Raw genomic sequence first — 14,618 nt, forward strand, 5'->3', positions numbered from 1 at the left:
ATTAAATAAATAGCCCTCGGCAGAGGGCTATTTATTTTTTTATAAAACAGTTACGAAGTCTTTTAAATTTCTATAGTTCCTTAATGCCGCAATTCCATCTTCAACATGTGCGGCCCATGCTTTGATTAAATCTTTTTGATCGAGTTGGGGATAAAGCATCTTCAGCACGAGTTCTGTTGTATGCATGGTTTCACCCAGCCAGGTTATTTTATCAAGCACAAGCTGGCCGTCTAACTTCCTGTTATCTTTCTCTGGTAAAAAACGAAACTCACTTTCTACAGACCGGAAAAATGCAATACGAGCAGCTACGTTTGGAGTAACTCCTGTAAATCCTTTTAGCCTTTTGAGCTGTTCTTCAGTCTGGCGAGTAAGCTGCATTCGATTCGGGAGCATTAAATTGCCTCCTTAGTTAGTTGCCAGAAATATCCTGGCTTCAATGCTGATGATTTGGTATGCGCATTAAACACAATCTCATAGGCATGAGAGATGTCATCACGCAACTGGTCCACAAAGTATCGTTCGTCTACTTCAGTATCAGTTGACAGTAGTACAACCTGATGGCTGGCAAATGGAAAATAGTGATTAATTAACTTATCTCTGTGCTGGGAGTCTAATCGTCCCAATGGTGTGTCAATAATCACTGGTAAATCACGGCCAGAGGTTTTGGCTAATGCTTCTAGAATTGCAATAGCATAAATTTGTTTCTCTCCTGCTGAAAGCAGCTTGCGATTTATCACATTACCTTTTTCATCAATGAGTTCGACATCAAATGTTTCTGGATTAATATGCGCATTGAGCTGTAAATCTTCTTTACGAGCCAGTTTTCGATAAGCTACTTCGAAATTCGTCGATAGTGTTTTTACACGTGCTTGAGTTAAAACTTCACTGTAGCGATCGAGTAAGTTAATCGTTTCTTGAGCATTATTAAATGCGCTGTTAAAACTGTGCTGATTACGAGCAGTATCATGTGCTTTTTGCACCTGACGCACGCAATCTAACTGTTGCTGTTTGGTCCGCTTCGCATCTTCAAGTAAAGCGCGATATTCTTGCTTCTTCAGTTCACGTTGTTTATCAAGCTCACGAATTTTCTCAAATATATCAAGAAGCTGATCATCCTCTGGTGCTCGAGCAATATTGGCTGCAGCCTGCTCCAGCTGTTCTTCAATTTCAACTAATTGATTACGATAAAGATCAAAACGCTGCCAGGCTTTTTTACTGTCTTGCTCGATAGCTTGTTGAAGCATGCCTGCTTCACGTTCTGATATGTCGAAAAGCAGTTCACCCTTTGGTTTGGTTGCAAGATAACCTTTTAAATTATCCTCAATTGCTTCAGCCGCTATTTTCCCAGAAGTGCTAGAACGGAACGCTATATCGTTTTTAAGCTGGGTTAGGAATTGACCAAGTTCATTTTCAAAGTTCCTGGCTTGCTTGATTTGTGTTTCAATTGAGATCTGCTCAAGCAAACGTGTTAACGTTTTTGGAGCCAATGCATAAGGTAATGAACCATCACATTCATGACGTAACGCTTTTTCAAGACGATCTTTTTCTTTCAACAGCGTTTCGACTTTTTGCTTTTCCTGAGCTTTGGTTTGAGCAAACGCTCCACCTTGAGCATTGAGTAGGCCTTCATAGCGAATAATCTCTTTGGACAACAGATCGATTCGTATCTTTGAAAAATCCGCCTTCTCAAGCAGTTGTTCAGTCTGGAATGCGTACTCTTTTATTTGCTTTTCCAGTGCAGCAAGCTGCTGTTGCTGTGTAGCTGCAAGTTGGCTAGATTGCTGACGCTTAATAAAAATCATTAAGTCATTACGTAACTTGGCAATTAGATCTAGCCCTAACAGACGGCGAACTGCGGTTTTCAAAATATTACCTGACTCGTCCTCTGCAAGTTCGGCAATTTTCTCGCCATCAAAGAAGAATAAATCAGCAATACCATGAGGGATGAGTTCATTGAGAAAACCCTGGCATTGATCATAATCCAGTTCTTCCAAAGGAATGCCATCTTGTAAAAGCGACAGTTGGTCTTTTTTTCCTTTCCTCCAGGTTCGGGCTACCGTGAACTCTGCTTCCTGGCCACCTTTGTTATAGGTAAAGGTCAACTCTATTGCAGCCTCACTTGGTTGCTCACTGGAATTTATTCCATTATGAATTAATGAGCTGAGCTCATTAATATAGTCCTGGTTTTGTGTTGATAAGCCGAATGCCAGCCGACCATATAGTGCTAAACGAATGGCAGAGAGAATGGATGTTTTACCCGCACCATTTAACCCACCGAACAGTACGATAGGGCGCGGGTTGTCATCATTAGGGCGTTTTCTGGGCGCTAAATCGATGATATGTGTCCCATTGAAAACACGAAAGTTACGCAGTACCAGTTGTTTAATTAGCATGTTCGTTTTCCTTACTGGTCAGCAAGTATGATTCACTCGCATCTATAATTCTGCGCTGTAAAACCTGAAGCTCCGCTTCCAGCTTGGCGACTTCCTCTTGATGAATATCTCGCTCGTTGCGTTTCTGCAATGTTTCTTGTTGCTGTTTAATTTCTTCTAGGCTTCCCCAGTCTTGTTTGAGAATTGTACCAAGCTTATCAAATACTCCCTGACGTCTGCTCAGGCCTTCCATCGAGACTTCCAGTTCGATTAACTTCATAACCATCTCAGGTTCAACGTCAAATCCCTGGGCAATCTGTACAAGCAAATCTGCATCACTGGCATCAAAGCGAGATTGATCGTCAATGACCCAATCCAGATCCTTTTGATATACCTCGCGGTAAATACCCGGTAATGAGTCATACCAATCCGGTTCGTTGGGATCTTTCAACCATTCCTGACGGATTGCATGTAGCTCTGGTTGTGTAATCAGCGTAATTTTATGACCTTGAGCATTCATATCACGCTCAATTTCCAGTAATTTCTTTAACCATTGTTGTCTGTATTTTAACCAGTATGGGCCTGGAACGTGCTTACGTTCGGCACTGATTTCTTCGCCGTCTTTAGCATATTGGTAACTTACTTTGCCTGTCCGACGCTTGTAGTTACGGAAAGTATCTTTATTTGCCGGGTCAGTTGTGAAAGCCAGCAGATCGCGATATTTCAGTAGTGGGGACATCCATTCCTCACCATTCTGAATAAGGCTTTCCATAGCTTTATCTTTAGTCACGACAGTACAAGTCCAGCAGCCAAAGCGGGAATTACCGCACGAAGGAGTACTGTCATCGATGACCAATGGGCACTCGCCTTGTGCTGAGGAATCCATATAGAGTGTCCAAAGTGGGCGGTTATTTCCACCCCATGGATTTTCCCACTCATCGATATCTTCCGGAGCATAACGGAATGCGCCACGCAGAAGTTTCCACACATCTTCGACATCCCATGTGTCTATAGGTGTGTAAATAAAGGCATTAGGCAGTGTGGTGTGTCGGGCCAGGCGTGAACCATCAATTTTGTGCTTTGCGATTACCTGTGCACGGGAAGCGCTTTCACTGCTGCGCGAGCCCAGAACCACAATCACCTCTTCAAACTGGCTGACTTTATCTTTAATAAAGTCGCTGACCGGGTTGATCTTCATGCGTTCTGTACACCAGCGGAAACTACGGGTGGGAGCTGGATAGCCTTTACCCAGTAAGTTCACCCAGAAGGTTTCATGAGTTTTTGGCATAACGGCGTGTTGAGTGATTGGTAGCCCATCACGTTTTGCACCGGCCTCAATTAACTGCATTGTCTTTTTGATTAAATCGACAACAACGGGGGTTTCTACCAGTGTATCGGATGACACCACAAATATATCTTTGGTACGCATTTCTGGCGGAAGACCCAGCAAAGCCAGGTAAACCAGAGTGATCACTGCTGAAGAGTCTTTACCACCGCTATAGCCAATGACCCATGGACGTTTATCTGCACAGTATACTCGTTGTACCTCTGCGACATATTCCGCCAGCGGATGTCCAGCAAACTGTTCTTGATTGATGAATTCTTCATAGTCGGCCAGATCGTAGGCCTGAGTTAATTTACTCATGAGACAACCATTTGAGCTTCAAGCTCCTGTTCTTCAGGAGTGAGGGGAATCGACAGTGCAAGTTTAAGTGCATTACAGGTGAGCTGAATAGCGGTTCCCGTCTTACTCAGCTTGCCATGTTGCATTGCACGTTTAACCATTTCGGGATTACTTTTACGCCAGTCGAACGATTTAAGTTTCAATATTATCTGTTGCCATTGTTCTGGCTCTTCAATGATAAGTGAGCGCCCCAACAACCCCAGCGCTTGCAGGCCGATACCGTGCGCATGCACATAGTCCTGGCGTAGCTGAGCGGGGGAAACTTCTTTCCGTGCGGCAAGCTGCCAATCAGGCATTACTTTGTAAATAGCTTGCCAATATTGTGTGGCAATAGCCGTGTTGTCTTCAATGCTCCCTACTTTCGGGTCTTTACCTAAAAGCGCTCGAGTTGCCTGTTTAATGCTACTCAGTGTAAATAACTTATTGGAAAGCATACTGATGCTGGACTTTTCAAGCTCAGTAAGGCCGATAAACGGCTCTATCGTCATTGCCAGATATCGTGCCAGATTTGAACTTACATCACGGTGATCGTAAAGAGCTGAAAGCGATGGGCTAGGGCGAATCGCGTATTTATTTAAGTCAGCAAACATCTGCTGACTACGTCTTAACCCTTCATCGACAAAAAACAGCACAGGGATGTTGTCCTGGCCGAGTTCTGGACGCTCGGCTAAAGCATCTTCAATCGCTTTACGGCGATGTTGACCATCATTAATGAGGATCTGGGCATCCATCGGAACTCGAAGCGTTCCTAGGTTATTTGAGTTTTCGTACTCATCAAACTGAACGTCAACAGCAATAGACGCTGTCAATGCAGAGAAGACATAATCTTTCGGATTCTCAAGTAGATATCTGACCATCTCAGGTATTCTGGATTTGTTCAGGATGCGTTGAGCACGCAGCTCTGGTGGAACATCGGTTTCATCAAAGCTAAAAATTTTGGGTATGATGCGCATAGGGCAGGTTGCAATGTAAAATGGCCTGCCTGCTTGTACTCCGCGTACAGCGGGGAAAGAATAGCAGTAATCAGCGTCGAAGTTCGCCATGGCGGATTCCCTGTTGTTCGGTTAGAGCTCTTACGTGTTATTTTACGTAAAAGCATTCTATTTATAAATGCTTTCTCTTCTTAAAGCATAATCTGACAAAGTGTCTGAACATTTTTTAGTTGTATTACGTCTTTTTTTACGTAACTACATCTGGGTACGGAACTTACGTATCAAATCACCACGATTTATAAACTCTCCTCCCTTGTAGTATCTTTCTGGCCAGATAACCTTTGGTGGGATGCCAATTGCCTTAGCAATGATGATTTCACCTTTAGGCCATGGTCTCTCCAGAGCATTGCCCAGTGTGGACGAACTCAATCCTGCCTCTCTGGACAGTGCTGCCAGTGACATTCCTTTTTTATGCAATGCCGCAATGATGTCGGCCTTGTGCCAATTTGTGTTCATTTCACTTTCATCTCTGTTTAAGTAACATTACGTATGCTACGTAATTCGTAGTATTTTTCGAGGGGTAAAATTACGTTTTTCGTAGTTTTGGAAAGAGGATCTAACTTTGCTGAAATTGGTATGTAAAAGATAACGTAATCTTATGCTACGTATTTCGTAGTATCTGAAAAACTCAATAGCTACGATTATCGTAGTTATGAATGATTCTACAATGCACAATCGAACCTTCAGTAAGCGTCTTAAAGAAGCACGGCTTGCTAAGGGTTTGTCACAAAAACAGCTTGGTATTCTTGCCGGGATCGATGAATTTGTCGCAAGTCCACGTATCAATCGGTATGAGAAAGGGGTTCATCAGGCAAATATTGAAATAGTTCAACAACTTGCTGATGTGTTGGAGTTACCTTTAGCCTATTTTTATGCCGATGATGATGATTTGGCCTCAATGATAAGAAATTGGTATAGCGCTGATGCTGTGAGGAGGAAAGGCGCGCTTAATCTTCTTCTTTCCACTTCTATTGAATGATTGTGGAAGCATTGTTGCGACAGTGCTTTAGTTTTTTTGGGGGAATTTATTTAAATGGCAACGTATAAAGAGATTACTGCTGATATTCGAGAAAGAACTGGAAAAACAATACATCATCCTTGTTGGATTGCTCATGTAAAGGATATGCATGGACTTACTAAACGACAGGCCCATAATCGTAGAAATCCTAATCAGCGTGTTAAGCCGTGCCCTGAACACTGGATTACAGAGATTGAAATATCATTGATAAAGTTTGGTATGATTCAATCAATTGATAAGAAAAACTAAATACAGAGTAGATACCCATTTGGATAATACTGTGCTTTCTCGGGATTAATCGTCACTCCCAATAAAGGCGCCCCGCAGGCGCCTCAATGACAATCACAATCACACACTCACCCCTTCGACGCTTTCCCCGCAATTACCCCGATAAACTCCAGCACCTGCTTTTGCTTACGCGCGGAGAGCTTTTCCAAGGCGCGCAGGGATTTCATCAGTTCTGACTCTTCGGGTTCGGCAGCGCGGGCGGTAAGCACGATGCAGCCTTGCATTACCCGCACATCAACGTCGGTGCCGGTGTCGAATCCGGCGGCTTTCAGCCACTGGCCCTTCATCACAATGGACGGAAACCGAACGTACTTCACCGGAATACGGCTGTAATCAGGATAACGGCTCGCATAACCTACCTTCAGGCGACGGTTATCTGCGGCGTGGACTTCTGGATCAAATGAAACTGCAATACAATGCGTATCAGTCATGATGGCTATTCTCGTGAAATAGTTACTGTGATTAGCGATGTGCAGGTGTTGGCGCACCTTCGCATCGCGCTAATAAAACCCCTGTAAATTACGCCAGTATCCTGGGGGAAGTCCAGATGTAAATAAGATGAAATAAGCGCGAATTGCACGCTTTCGGAATAAATAGAAAACCCACTCATCACAATAGATTCGGTATTATTCATCGTATTTATTCATTACCTTTCACACGCCTGAATATCCCCACGTTCCAGAAAACAACGCCTGTCGGCATCTGGCCAAAAATGCGATCTGACTCACTGAAGCAAATAGCAAACTCTGAAACAACACCGTTTTGTACACTTTGCTTTACACTTTTAGTGATGTGAATCACAAATATCACTCTGTGAAGTGATCCGACTCTCACAAAATGAGGTGTACTCATTCACCAATACATTATGCGCCCAGCCTGGAAAGTTATGTTTTCAGTATTTCCACTCTCCGCAGACACACTACGACGAATGGCAAATCGAAAAGCAAAAAAAAACTTGTTGAATATTAACGGGTAAAAAAATGACGTGTGATTTGCATCACTCACATTTACAGCTTTTTAAATTATTGCCAGTGATTAATGTTGACCGGGCTATTTCCATAATCAATCAAATCTTGCATAGTGCCTCCACATTATTTCTCCCCCTGAATCAGGAGGCGAATAGTTATATTTCATCAGGATTTGTTGATGAACCAGGTATGATTTACTTCACATTAATACGTACATGACCACTGTTACTGGAGAAACAAAATGAATTATCCGGCAGAACCCTTCCGTATTAAAAGCGTTGAAACTGTATCTATGATCCCGCGTGATGAACGCCTCAAGAAAATGCAGGAAGCGGGTTACAATACTTTCCTGTTAAATTCGAAAGATATTTATATTGACCTGCTGACAGACAGTGGCACTAACGCAATGAGCGACAAGCAGTGGGCCGGAATGATGATGGGTGATGAAGCGTACGCGGGCAGCGAAAACTTCTATCATCTGGAAAGAACCGTGCAGGAACTGTTTGGCTTTAAACATATTGTTCCGACTCACCAGGGGCGTGGCGCAGAAAACCTGTTATCGCAGCTGGCTATTAAACCTGGGCAATATGTTGCCGGGAATATGTATTTCACTACCACCCGTTATCACCAGGAAAAAAATGGTGCGGTGTTTGTCGATATCGTTCGTGACGAAGCGCACGATGCCGGTCTGAATATTGCGTTTAAAGGTGATATCGATCTTAAAAAATTACAAAAGCTGATTGATGAAAAAGGCGCAGAGAATATTGCGTATATCTGCCTGGCGGTGACGGTTAACCTCGCGGGCGGCCAACCGGTCTCGATGGCTAACATGCGTGCGGTGCGTGAACTGACAGAAGCGCATGGCATTAAAGTGTTCTACGACGCTACCCGCTGCGTAGAAAACGCCTACTTTATCAAAGAGCAAGAGCAGGGCTTTGAGAACAAGAGCATCGCCGAGATCGTGCATGAGATGTTCAGCTACGCCGACGGTTGTACTATGAGCGGTAAAAAAGACTGTCTGGTGAACATCGGCGGCTTCCTGTGCATGAACGATGACGAAATGTTCTCTTCTGCCAAAGAGTTAGTCGTGGTCTACGAAGGGATGCCATCTTATGGCGGCCTGGCAGGACGTGATATGGAAGCCATGGCGATTGGCCTGCGCGAAGCCATGCAGTACGAATATATTGAGCACCGCGTGAAGCAGGTTCGCTATCTGGGCGACAAACTGAAAGCCGCTGGCGTACCGATTGTTGAACCGGTAGGCGGTCACGCGGTATTCCTCGATGCGCGTCGCTTCTGCGAGCATCTGACGCAAGATGAGTTCCCGGCACAAAGTCTGGCTGCCAGCATCTATGTGGAAACCGGCGTGCGCAGTATGGAGCGCGGAATTATCTCTGCGGGCCGTAATAACGTGACCGGTGAACACCACAGACCGAAACTGGAAACCGTGCGTCTGACTATTCCACGTCGTGTTTATACCTACGCACATATGGATGTTGTGGCTGACGGTATTATTAAACTTTACCAGCACAAAGAAGATATTCGCGGGCTGAAGTTTATTTACGAGCCGAAGCAGTTGCGTTTCTTTACTGCACGCTTTGATTACATCTAAAAAATAGTTATGGCCCCATCACGTGATGGGGCTTTTTTGTATTCCTTTTCCATGAACAGGAAACCTTTGCGGTGCCCGTTACCGTGACATAACTAAAAAAAAGTAAACCCTGACTCCGACATTTTTATTATCCGCATGATGTACAAATGACAGCTGTAATTATAACGAATAGTCTACAGGAACATTTATCATGGATATTAATGCCATTGAGCGACAGAGTAGTACCCCCGGACTGATTAGCGGAACCATGTTGGTTATCGCGACCGTAGTGGGTGGTGGGATGTTCTCCCTGCCGATTGCGATGGCCGGCGTATGGTTCCCCGGTGCCTCTGTTATTCTTCTGTTTATCGCCATCATGATGTTATTAACCGGTCTGATGCTGGTCGAAGTTAACCTGCATTATGGCGCCGGTGCCAGTTTTAATACCTTTACTCAGGATTTATTAGGCCGGAAGTGGAATATCGTGGTTGGTATCGCTTTCGGCTTTGTGCTGTATATTCTGACCTATGCCTATATCTCCGGTTCGTCGGCGGTGATGGCGCAAACCGTGTTCAAATACAGCGGCGTGCGCTTTCCGGCGAATATCTCGGTGGTGATCGTCAGTATGCTGGTCGGCGCGATTGCCTGGTATAGTTCCTTACTGGTCGGACGCATCACTACCGTGCTGATTATCGGTAAGTTTGTGGCGTTCTTTGCCACGTTCTCCGGGCTGATTGGCCATATCGAAGTGGCAAAACTCATCGACAGCGTGGCGGTGGCGTTGCCCAATTCGCAGTATCTGCCGTACATCCTGATGACGCTGCCGTTCTGTATTATCTCGTTTGGTTTTCACGGTAACGTGCCGAGCCTGGTCAAACTGTATGGCACAAGCGGAGTCTCGAATATTACGCGTTCGATTATCATCGGTACGCTGTTTGCTCTGCTGCTGTATATTTTCTGGCTGGGCGTGACGATGGGTAACATCAGCCGTTCCTCATTCCCGCCGATTATCGCCAAAGGCGGCAATATCGATGTGTTTGTCGAGGCCATCAGCGGGCTGTTCACCAGCCGGTATATGGATCTGATCCTCACCTTTTTCGGCAACTTCGCGGTAGCCAGTTCCCTGCTGGCGGCGACGCTTGGCCTGTTCGATTACATCGCCGACCTGTTTCACTTCCCGGACGACGGCATGGGCCGCCTGAAAACCGCGCTGGTGACCTACTTCCCGCCAGCCGCCGTGTGCTTCTTCTTCCCGAACGGTTTTGTGCACGCGATTGGTTACGCCGGTCTGGCCTTTACCATCTGGAGCGTGATCCTGCCGCCGTTCCTGGTGAAAGCCGCGCGGAAACGTTTCCCAACCGCCAGCTATACCGCGCCCTGTAATAACACCGTGCTTAACCTGGTGATTGTCTGCGGAGCGGTTGTCTATCTGACGGTTGTTCTGGACGTATTTGGTCTGCTGCCAACGTTTCGTTAGACGGAGTCAAAATGAAAAACGTGTTGTCTGTTCAGTCGTCGGTCGTTTATGGCTATGCCGGAAATAAAGCCGCTGTGTTGCCGATGCAGCTCTCGGGGATCGATGTCTGGCCGTTTTACACCGTACAGTTTTCCAACCACACCCAATATGGGATGTGGCAGGGCATGGCGATGCCGCACGGCGAGCTGAGCGCGATCATCAGCGGGTTGGATGACCTGCAAAAGCTGGCGCAATGCGATGCCGTATTGTCTGGGTATCTTGGAGATAAACGCCATTGTGAAGAGGTGAAGCACGCGGTCACCACCATTCGTCAGAGTAATCCGCAGGCGCTCTATTTTTGCGATCCGGTAATGGGCGACCCGCAAAAAGGCTGCATTGTCGCGCAGGGCGTGGAGTCATTTTTTGTCGATGACGCCATTCAACTGGCCGACATGATGGGACCAAATCTCTATGAGCTGGGCGTGCTGACGGGCAGACAACTGCGTAGTTTTGACGAGGTGGTGGAAGCGGCGCGGCAGCTGGTGTCGTGGGGCGTAAAGAAGGTGCTGGTGAAGCATCTCGGCGACTGTTCGCGGAACAAACAGGCGTTTGAAATGCTGCTGGTGACGCCGGAACAGACGTTACACATTGCCCGGCCGCTGTATACCTTTACCAAAATGCCGGTGGGCGTTGGGGATCTGATTTGCAGCGTGATGCTGGCCTCACTACTCAATGGTTATGAGGACAAGCTGGCGCTGGAGCGGACCACCAGTGTTGTTGACGCGGTAATGCGGCTGACGAAAGAGCATGATTCGTATGAACTGCGGCTGATAGACGCGCGCCACCAGATTATGGACCCACAGGTTCGCTATCAGGCAACAGTGATCTGACGCCGCAAGGGGGCTCTGTGTTTCTGACATTGCTGAGGTTTCAGCATCCGCTGGTCTACCGTTTTGCATGGCTTCGTATTTGGGTTGTGATGTTAAGAGCGTGCGGACTGCGTAAGAGAAAGGGGTGAACATTTTACGCTGCTGCCGGATGCGGCTAGCGCCTTATCCGGCCTACAAATGAGCGTGAAACGCAGGCCTACAAATGAATGCGAAACGTAGGCCTGATAAGCGAAGCGCCATCAGGCATAAGTGCCCAGTATTACACGCGGAAGTAGCGTGGTGGAATCAACGCGGAAAAGGCGTCGAACTTCTTCACCATCTTTTTCCAGAACAACATAACAACAATCCTCGATTTGAAACATCGGCGCTATTTTAGTCAGCGCCGACAAATCGTAAAGTCTGTCGCCTCGTTCCGTTCCCGGGGAGGTGTAAACCTTTTTGGTCACCGCGTCGTCAAATACGGTTGCCGCAAATTTGACGGGGTTGACAATGGCTTACGCCATAAACCAGTAATAAAAGAGGCCAACCTTTAAGCCGAGGATCACGATATAGGCGCAGCAGTATTTCATGGTGCCAGACATGATCTGGTTGGCCTGACCGTCCATTTTTGTGGCGGATACCGCGATGGCGATGCTTTGCGGCGAAATCATTTTCCCGCCCGTTGCGCCAGAGGTATTGGCCGCTGCCAGCCAGTTGGGATCGATATGCAGTTTGCTGGCGGCAATGGTTTGCAGTTTTCCGAACAAAATGTTCGAGTTGGTATCGCTGCCGGTAACGAACGTGCCCAGCGCGCCAATCACCGGGGCGAGGAAGACGTACGAGCTGCCGGTCAGATCGACAATCGACTGCGCCAGCGTGGAGATAATCCCGCTGAGATCCATCACCGTGGCCAGCGCGACGATCGCCATAATTGCAACGATAGAGTTTTTAAGCTGGAAAATCGTTTTGATAAATACTTCCAGCATCCCGCGTGCGGACGCTCCCTGAATAAAACCACCGATAATGGTCGCAAAGATGATCAGCATCCCTGGCGTGGTCACCCATTCAACTTTCAACGCCATCGTTTTGCCGTCAGCCAACGTGAAATGTAGCACCGAGGCCAGTTGTGAGGCTGCGCCTTTTATCGTCGGGAACAGCGGCGAACACATCAGGATAAACACAAAAATAAACAGATAAATAGAGCCAACTCGGAACAACACTTTTGCCGAGCGCGGCGTGGTTTCGCGGGTATGGCTGACTTCAATTCGCCACTCGGGATCGGTTTTCCCTTTGCGCAGGCGGCTAACCATCGCCACGGCAAAGAGGCTGACCAGGCTACCGGCAAAGGCGGGTAATTCAGCACCGAGATGAATAGCGACAAAATACTGCGGAACCAGCGTGGTAATACCGCAAATCAACGTGATCAGAAATACGCCGCGAATGGCTTTCAGGCCGCCGCCAATAATGCAGACAATCACAAACGGCAGCAGGATATTAAACAGCGCGAGCTGCAGAATAATTGTTCCGCCTAAGGTATAAACCGGCAGGTTAACCTGTTCCGCCAGAATAGAAACCGGGATCCCGACCGCGCCGAATGCAGTGGGAACGGTATTTGCCACCAGAGAGGCAATCGCCGCCTTCAGTGGATTGAAACCCAGTGCGATAAGAATGCCGATCGGAATGGCGACCGCTGTACCATAACCCGCCGCGGCTTCAAGAAATCCACCAAAGCACCATGAAATCAGCAGCACCTGAATACGCTTATCTTCGCTAATACTGGCGAGAATATCGCGCAGAATATCCAGCGCTTTGGTCGCCTGCATGACGTTATAACTGAAGATAGCGCCGAGGATCACAATCACAATCGGCCATAATCCCTTCAGCGCGCCATAGCCTATCGCGGCTTTTAGATTTTGTACGGGCATTTCCCAGAATATTGCCGATAGTGCAGCGGTGAATACCAAAGAGATCAGTACTGAATAATGGATGGGCATTTTCAATTTCAATATTAAAAATACCATCAGTAGTAACGGAGAGAGTGCCAGGGCAAACATAAAATATTCGTTCATTGCTATTCCCAATTGGTTCATTAAACCTGACTTATATTTATGGTGGGGAGGCTACATTGCTGTTCTAATAAAGTATGCAAACTGAATCGCTTCAGTGAATAAAGTAATTATGATTTGTAGTTTTGTAACTATTGTAATCTTTTAATTAAAATCCAATGCCGGGTAAATATACTTAAGTGCCGATTGAATACCTATAAGTAGTTATTTAATAAACTTTTTAATAATGGTAGTGACAACAGTGGTAATCACTTGAAACTGTTTTCTAAGGTGTTAATAACGCTGTGGTTTCCAATGTAAAAATGTGAGCGAGGCCGAAATAAATAAACCAGGGTATTGCATGTGCGAGTCGATTAGGGGATTATTTGGTTTTGTCATACAAATGAAAATACAGACATTTGCGATTGTCCTGATATAAGAAGAGGAGAGTCGTCATCAAAGGAAAACGATCAGAGCATCACCATGAACCCAGGTATTGGTAAAACCAGCAAACAGAAAAACTGGGCATGGAATACGAATGAACATTTGTTTGATATCGCGATATCAAGCGCAATAAACAGAAATGAAGCAATGGAGTAGTTATTGTGAATGTAAATTTCTTTGTTACCTGTATTGGTGACGCACTGAAATCACGGATGGCACGAGACTCCGTATTGCTGCTGGAAAAACTGGGTTGTCGCGTTAATTTCCCCGAGAAGCAAGGGTGTTGCGGTCAGCCAGCCATCAACAGCGGTTACATCAAAGAGGCGATCCCCGGGATGAAAAACCTGATCGCCGCCCTGGAAGACAACGACGATCCGATTATCTCCCCGGCAGGCTCCTGCACCTACGCGGTAAAAAGCTACCCGACGTATCTGGCGGATGAGCCTGAATGGGCGCTGCGCGCCGAGAAGGTTGCCGGACGTATGCAGGATCTCACCTCTTTTATCGTCAACAAACTGGGCGTGGTGGACGTGGGTGCCAGCCTACAGGGCCGCGCTGTGTATCACCCTTCCTGTAGCCTGACCCGCAAACTGGGGGTGAAGGAAGAGCCGCTCACGCTGCTGAAAAACGTGCGCGGACTGGAGTTGTTGACGTTTGCCGATCAGGACACCTGCTGCGGCTTTGGCGGGACGTTCTCGGTCAAGATGGCCGAGATCTCCGGCGAGATGGTGAAAGAGAAAGTTTTACATCTGATGGATGCGAAGCCGGAGTTTTTGATCGGCGCTGACGTCAGCTGCCTGCTGAATATTGGCGGCCGACTGCAACGCGAAGGCCAGCCGGTCAAAGTGATGCATATTGCTGAAGTGCTGATGAGCCGCTGAGGGGAAAGAG

General features: G+C 46.7%; 13 protein-coding genes. 6 read left to right on the forward strand and 7 right to left on the reverse strand.

Annotated elements, in window-relative coordinates; genetic code table 11:
* Positions 1–39: 39 nt before the first annotated feature.
* The 5 genes from dndE to WC1_RS21070 form a co-directional block, all read right to left on the reverse strand.
* The gene (gene dndE / locus WC1_RS21090) at positions 40–393 is read right to left on the reverse strand and encodes a DNA sulfur modification protein DndE (protein WP_016149484.1); all 354 of its coding nucleotides are present in this window, start codon (positions 391–393) and stop codon (positions 40–42) included.
* A complete protein-coding gene (dndD, locus tag WC1_RS21085; protein WP_016149485.1) occupies positions 393–2,393 on the reverse strand; it encodes a DNA sulfur modification protein DndD in 2,001 nt (666 codons plus the stop codon). Before dndD ends, dndE begins: the two co-directional genes overlap by 1 nt.
* Positions 2,383–4,017: a DNA phosphorothioation system sulfurtransferase DndC gene (gene dndC, locus WC1_RS21080; RefSeq protein WP_016149486.1), complete on the reverse strand. Its 1,635-nt coding sequence runs from the start codon at positions 4,015–4,017 to the stop codon at positions 2,383–2,385. Before dndC ends, dndD begins: the two co-directional genes overlap by 11 nt.
* Positions 4,014–5,099, reverse strand: coding sequence for a DNA sulfur modification protein DndB (gene dndB, locus WC1_RS21075; protein WP_016149487.1), 1,086 nt, complete (start codon positions 5,097–5,099; stop codon positions 4,014–4,016). Before dndB ends, dndC begins: the two co-directional genes overlap by 4 nt.
* A gap of 144 nt (positions 5,100–5,243) precedes the next feature.
* The gene (locus WC1_RS21070; RefSeq protein ID WP_016149488.1) at positions 5,244–5,504 is read right to left on the reverse strand and encodes a helix-turn-helix domain-containing protein; all 261 of its coding nucleotides are present in this window, start codon (positions 5,502–5,504) and stop codon (positions 5,244–5,246) included.
* 196 nt (positions 5,505–5,700) lie between these two features.
* Here WC1_RS21070 and WC1_RS21065 point away from each other — a divergent pair, with 196 nt between their 5' ends.
* A complete protein-coding gene (locus WC1_RS21065) occupies positions 5,701–6,027 on the forward strand; it encodes a helix-turn-helix domain-containing protein (protein ID WP_016149489.1) in 327 nt (108 codons plus the stop codon).
* A 54-nt stretch (positions 6,028–6,081) separates the two neighbouring features.
* Entirely contained in the window at positions 6,082–6,315 is a 234-nt protein-coding gene (locus tag WC1_RS23210; protein WP_071599110.1) for a hypothetical protein, read from the forward strand.
* Between the two features lie 107 nt (positions 6,316–6,422).
* Here the strand turns inward: WC1_RS23210 and symE are convergent, their stop codons facing one another.
* On the reverse strand, positions 6,423–6,785 hold the full coding sequence (gene symE / locus WC1_RS21060) for an endoribonuclease SymE (RefSeq protein ID WP_016149490.1): 363 nt from the start codon (positions 6,783–6,785) through the stop codon (positions 6,423–6,425).
* Positions 6,786–7,563: 778 nt separating this feature from the next.
* On the opposite strand from symE, the gene WC1_RS21055 reads away from it, so the two are divergent.
* From WC1_RS21055 to pdxY, 3 genes are all read left to right on the forward strand, one after another.
* Positions 7,564–8,934, forward strand: coding sequence for a tyrosine phenol-lyase (locus WC1_RS21055; RefSeq protein WP_003837154.1), 1,371 nt, complete (start codon positions 7,564–7,566; stop codon positions 8,932–8,934).
* Between the two features lie 190 nt (positions 8,935–9,124).
* Complete coding sequence (locus WC1_RS21050; RefSeq protein WP_003837156.1) at positions 9,125–10,390, forward strand: aromatic amino acid transporter; 1,266 nt, start codon at positions 9,125–9,127, stop codon at positions 10,388–10,390.
* 11 nt (positions 10,391–10,401) lie between these two features.
* Positions 10,402–11,259: a pyridoxal kinase PdxY gene (pdxY, locus tag WC1_RS21045; protein ID WP_016149491.1), complete on the forward strand. Its 858-nt coding sequence runs from the start codon at positions 10,402–10,404 to the stop codon at positions 11,257–11,259.
* 494 nt (positions 11,260–11,753) lie between these two features.
* On the opposite strand, the gene WC1_RS21040 is transcribed toward pdxY, so the two are convergent.
* Positions 11,754–13,307, reverse strand: a complete 1,554-nt coding sequence (locus WC1_RS21040) for an L-lactate permease (protein ID WP_003837161.1) — start codon at positions 13,305–13,307, stop codon at positions 11,754–11,756.
* Positions 13,308–13,888: 581 nt separating this feature from the next.
* Here WC1_RS21040 and WC1_RS21035 point away from each other — a divergent pair.
* Positions 13,889–14,608, forward strand: a complete 720-nt coding sequence (locus WC1_RS21035; RefSeq protein WP_003845579.1) for a (Fe-S)-binding protein — start codon at positions 13,889–13,891, stop codon at positions 14,606–14,608.
* Positions 14,609–14,618: the final 10 nt, after the last annotated feature.

The organism is Citrobacter sp. KTE30 (assembly GCF_000398825.1).
In the GTDB taxonomy this organism is placed as follows: domain Bacteria; phylum Pseudomonadota; class Gammaproteobacteria; order Enterobacterales; family Enterobacteriaceae; genus Citrobacter; species Citrobacter freundii.

Bases quoted from the DNA above. Each gene is read 5' to 3' on its own strand.
- dndE (WP_016149484.1), bottom strand. From the start codon at position 393: ATGCTCCCGAATCGAATGCAGCTTACTCGCCAGACTGAAGAACAGCTC.
- dndD (WP_016149485.1), bottom strand. From the start codon at position 2,393: ATGCTAATTAAACAACTGGTACTGCGTAACTTTCGTGTTTTCAATGGG.
- dndC (WP_016149486.1), bottom strand. From the start codon at position 4,017: ATGAGTAAATTAACTCAGGCCTACGATCTGGCCGACTATGAAGAATTC.
- dndB (WP_016149487.1), bottom strand. From the start codon at position 5,099: ATGGCGAACTTCGACGCTGATTACTGCTATTCTTTCCCCGCTGTACGC.
- WC1_RS21070 (WP_016149488.1), bottom strand. From the start codon at position 5,504: ATGAACACAAATTGGCACAAGGCCGACATCATTGCGGCATTGCATAAA.
- WC1_RS21065 (WP_016149489.1), top strand. From the start codon at position 5,701: ATGAATGATTCTACAATGCACAATCGAACCTTCAGTAAGCGTCTTAAA.
- WC1_RS23210 (WP_071599110.1), top strand. From the start codon at position 6,082: ATGGCAACGTATAAAGAGATTACTGCTGATATTCGAGAAAGAACTGGA.
- symE (WP_016149490.1), bottom strand. From the start codon at position 6,785: ATGACTGATACGCATTGTATTGCAGTTTCATTTGATCCAGAAGTCCAC.
- WC1_RS21055 (WP_003837154.1), top strand. From the start codon at position 7,564: ATGAATTATCCGGCAGAACCCTTCCGTATTAAAAGCGTTGAAACTGTA.
- WC1_RS21050 (WP_003837156.1), top strand. From the start codon at position 9,125: ATGGATATTAATGCCATTGAGCGACAGAGTAGTACCCCCGGACTGATT.
- pdxY (WP_016149491.1), top strand. From the start codon at position 10,402: ATGAAAAACGTGTTGTCTGTTCAGTCGTCGGTCGTTTATGGCTATGCC.
- WC1_RS21040 (WP_003837161.1), bottom strand. From the start codon at position 13,307: ATGAACGAATATTTTATGTTTGCCCTGGCACTCTCTCCGTTACTACTG.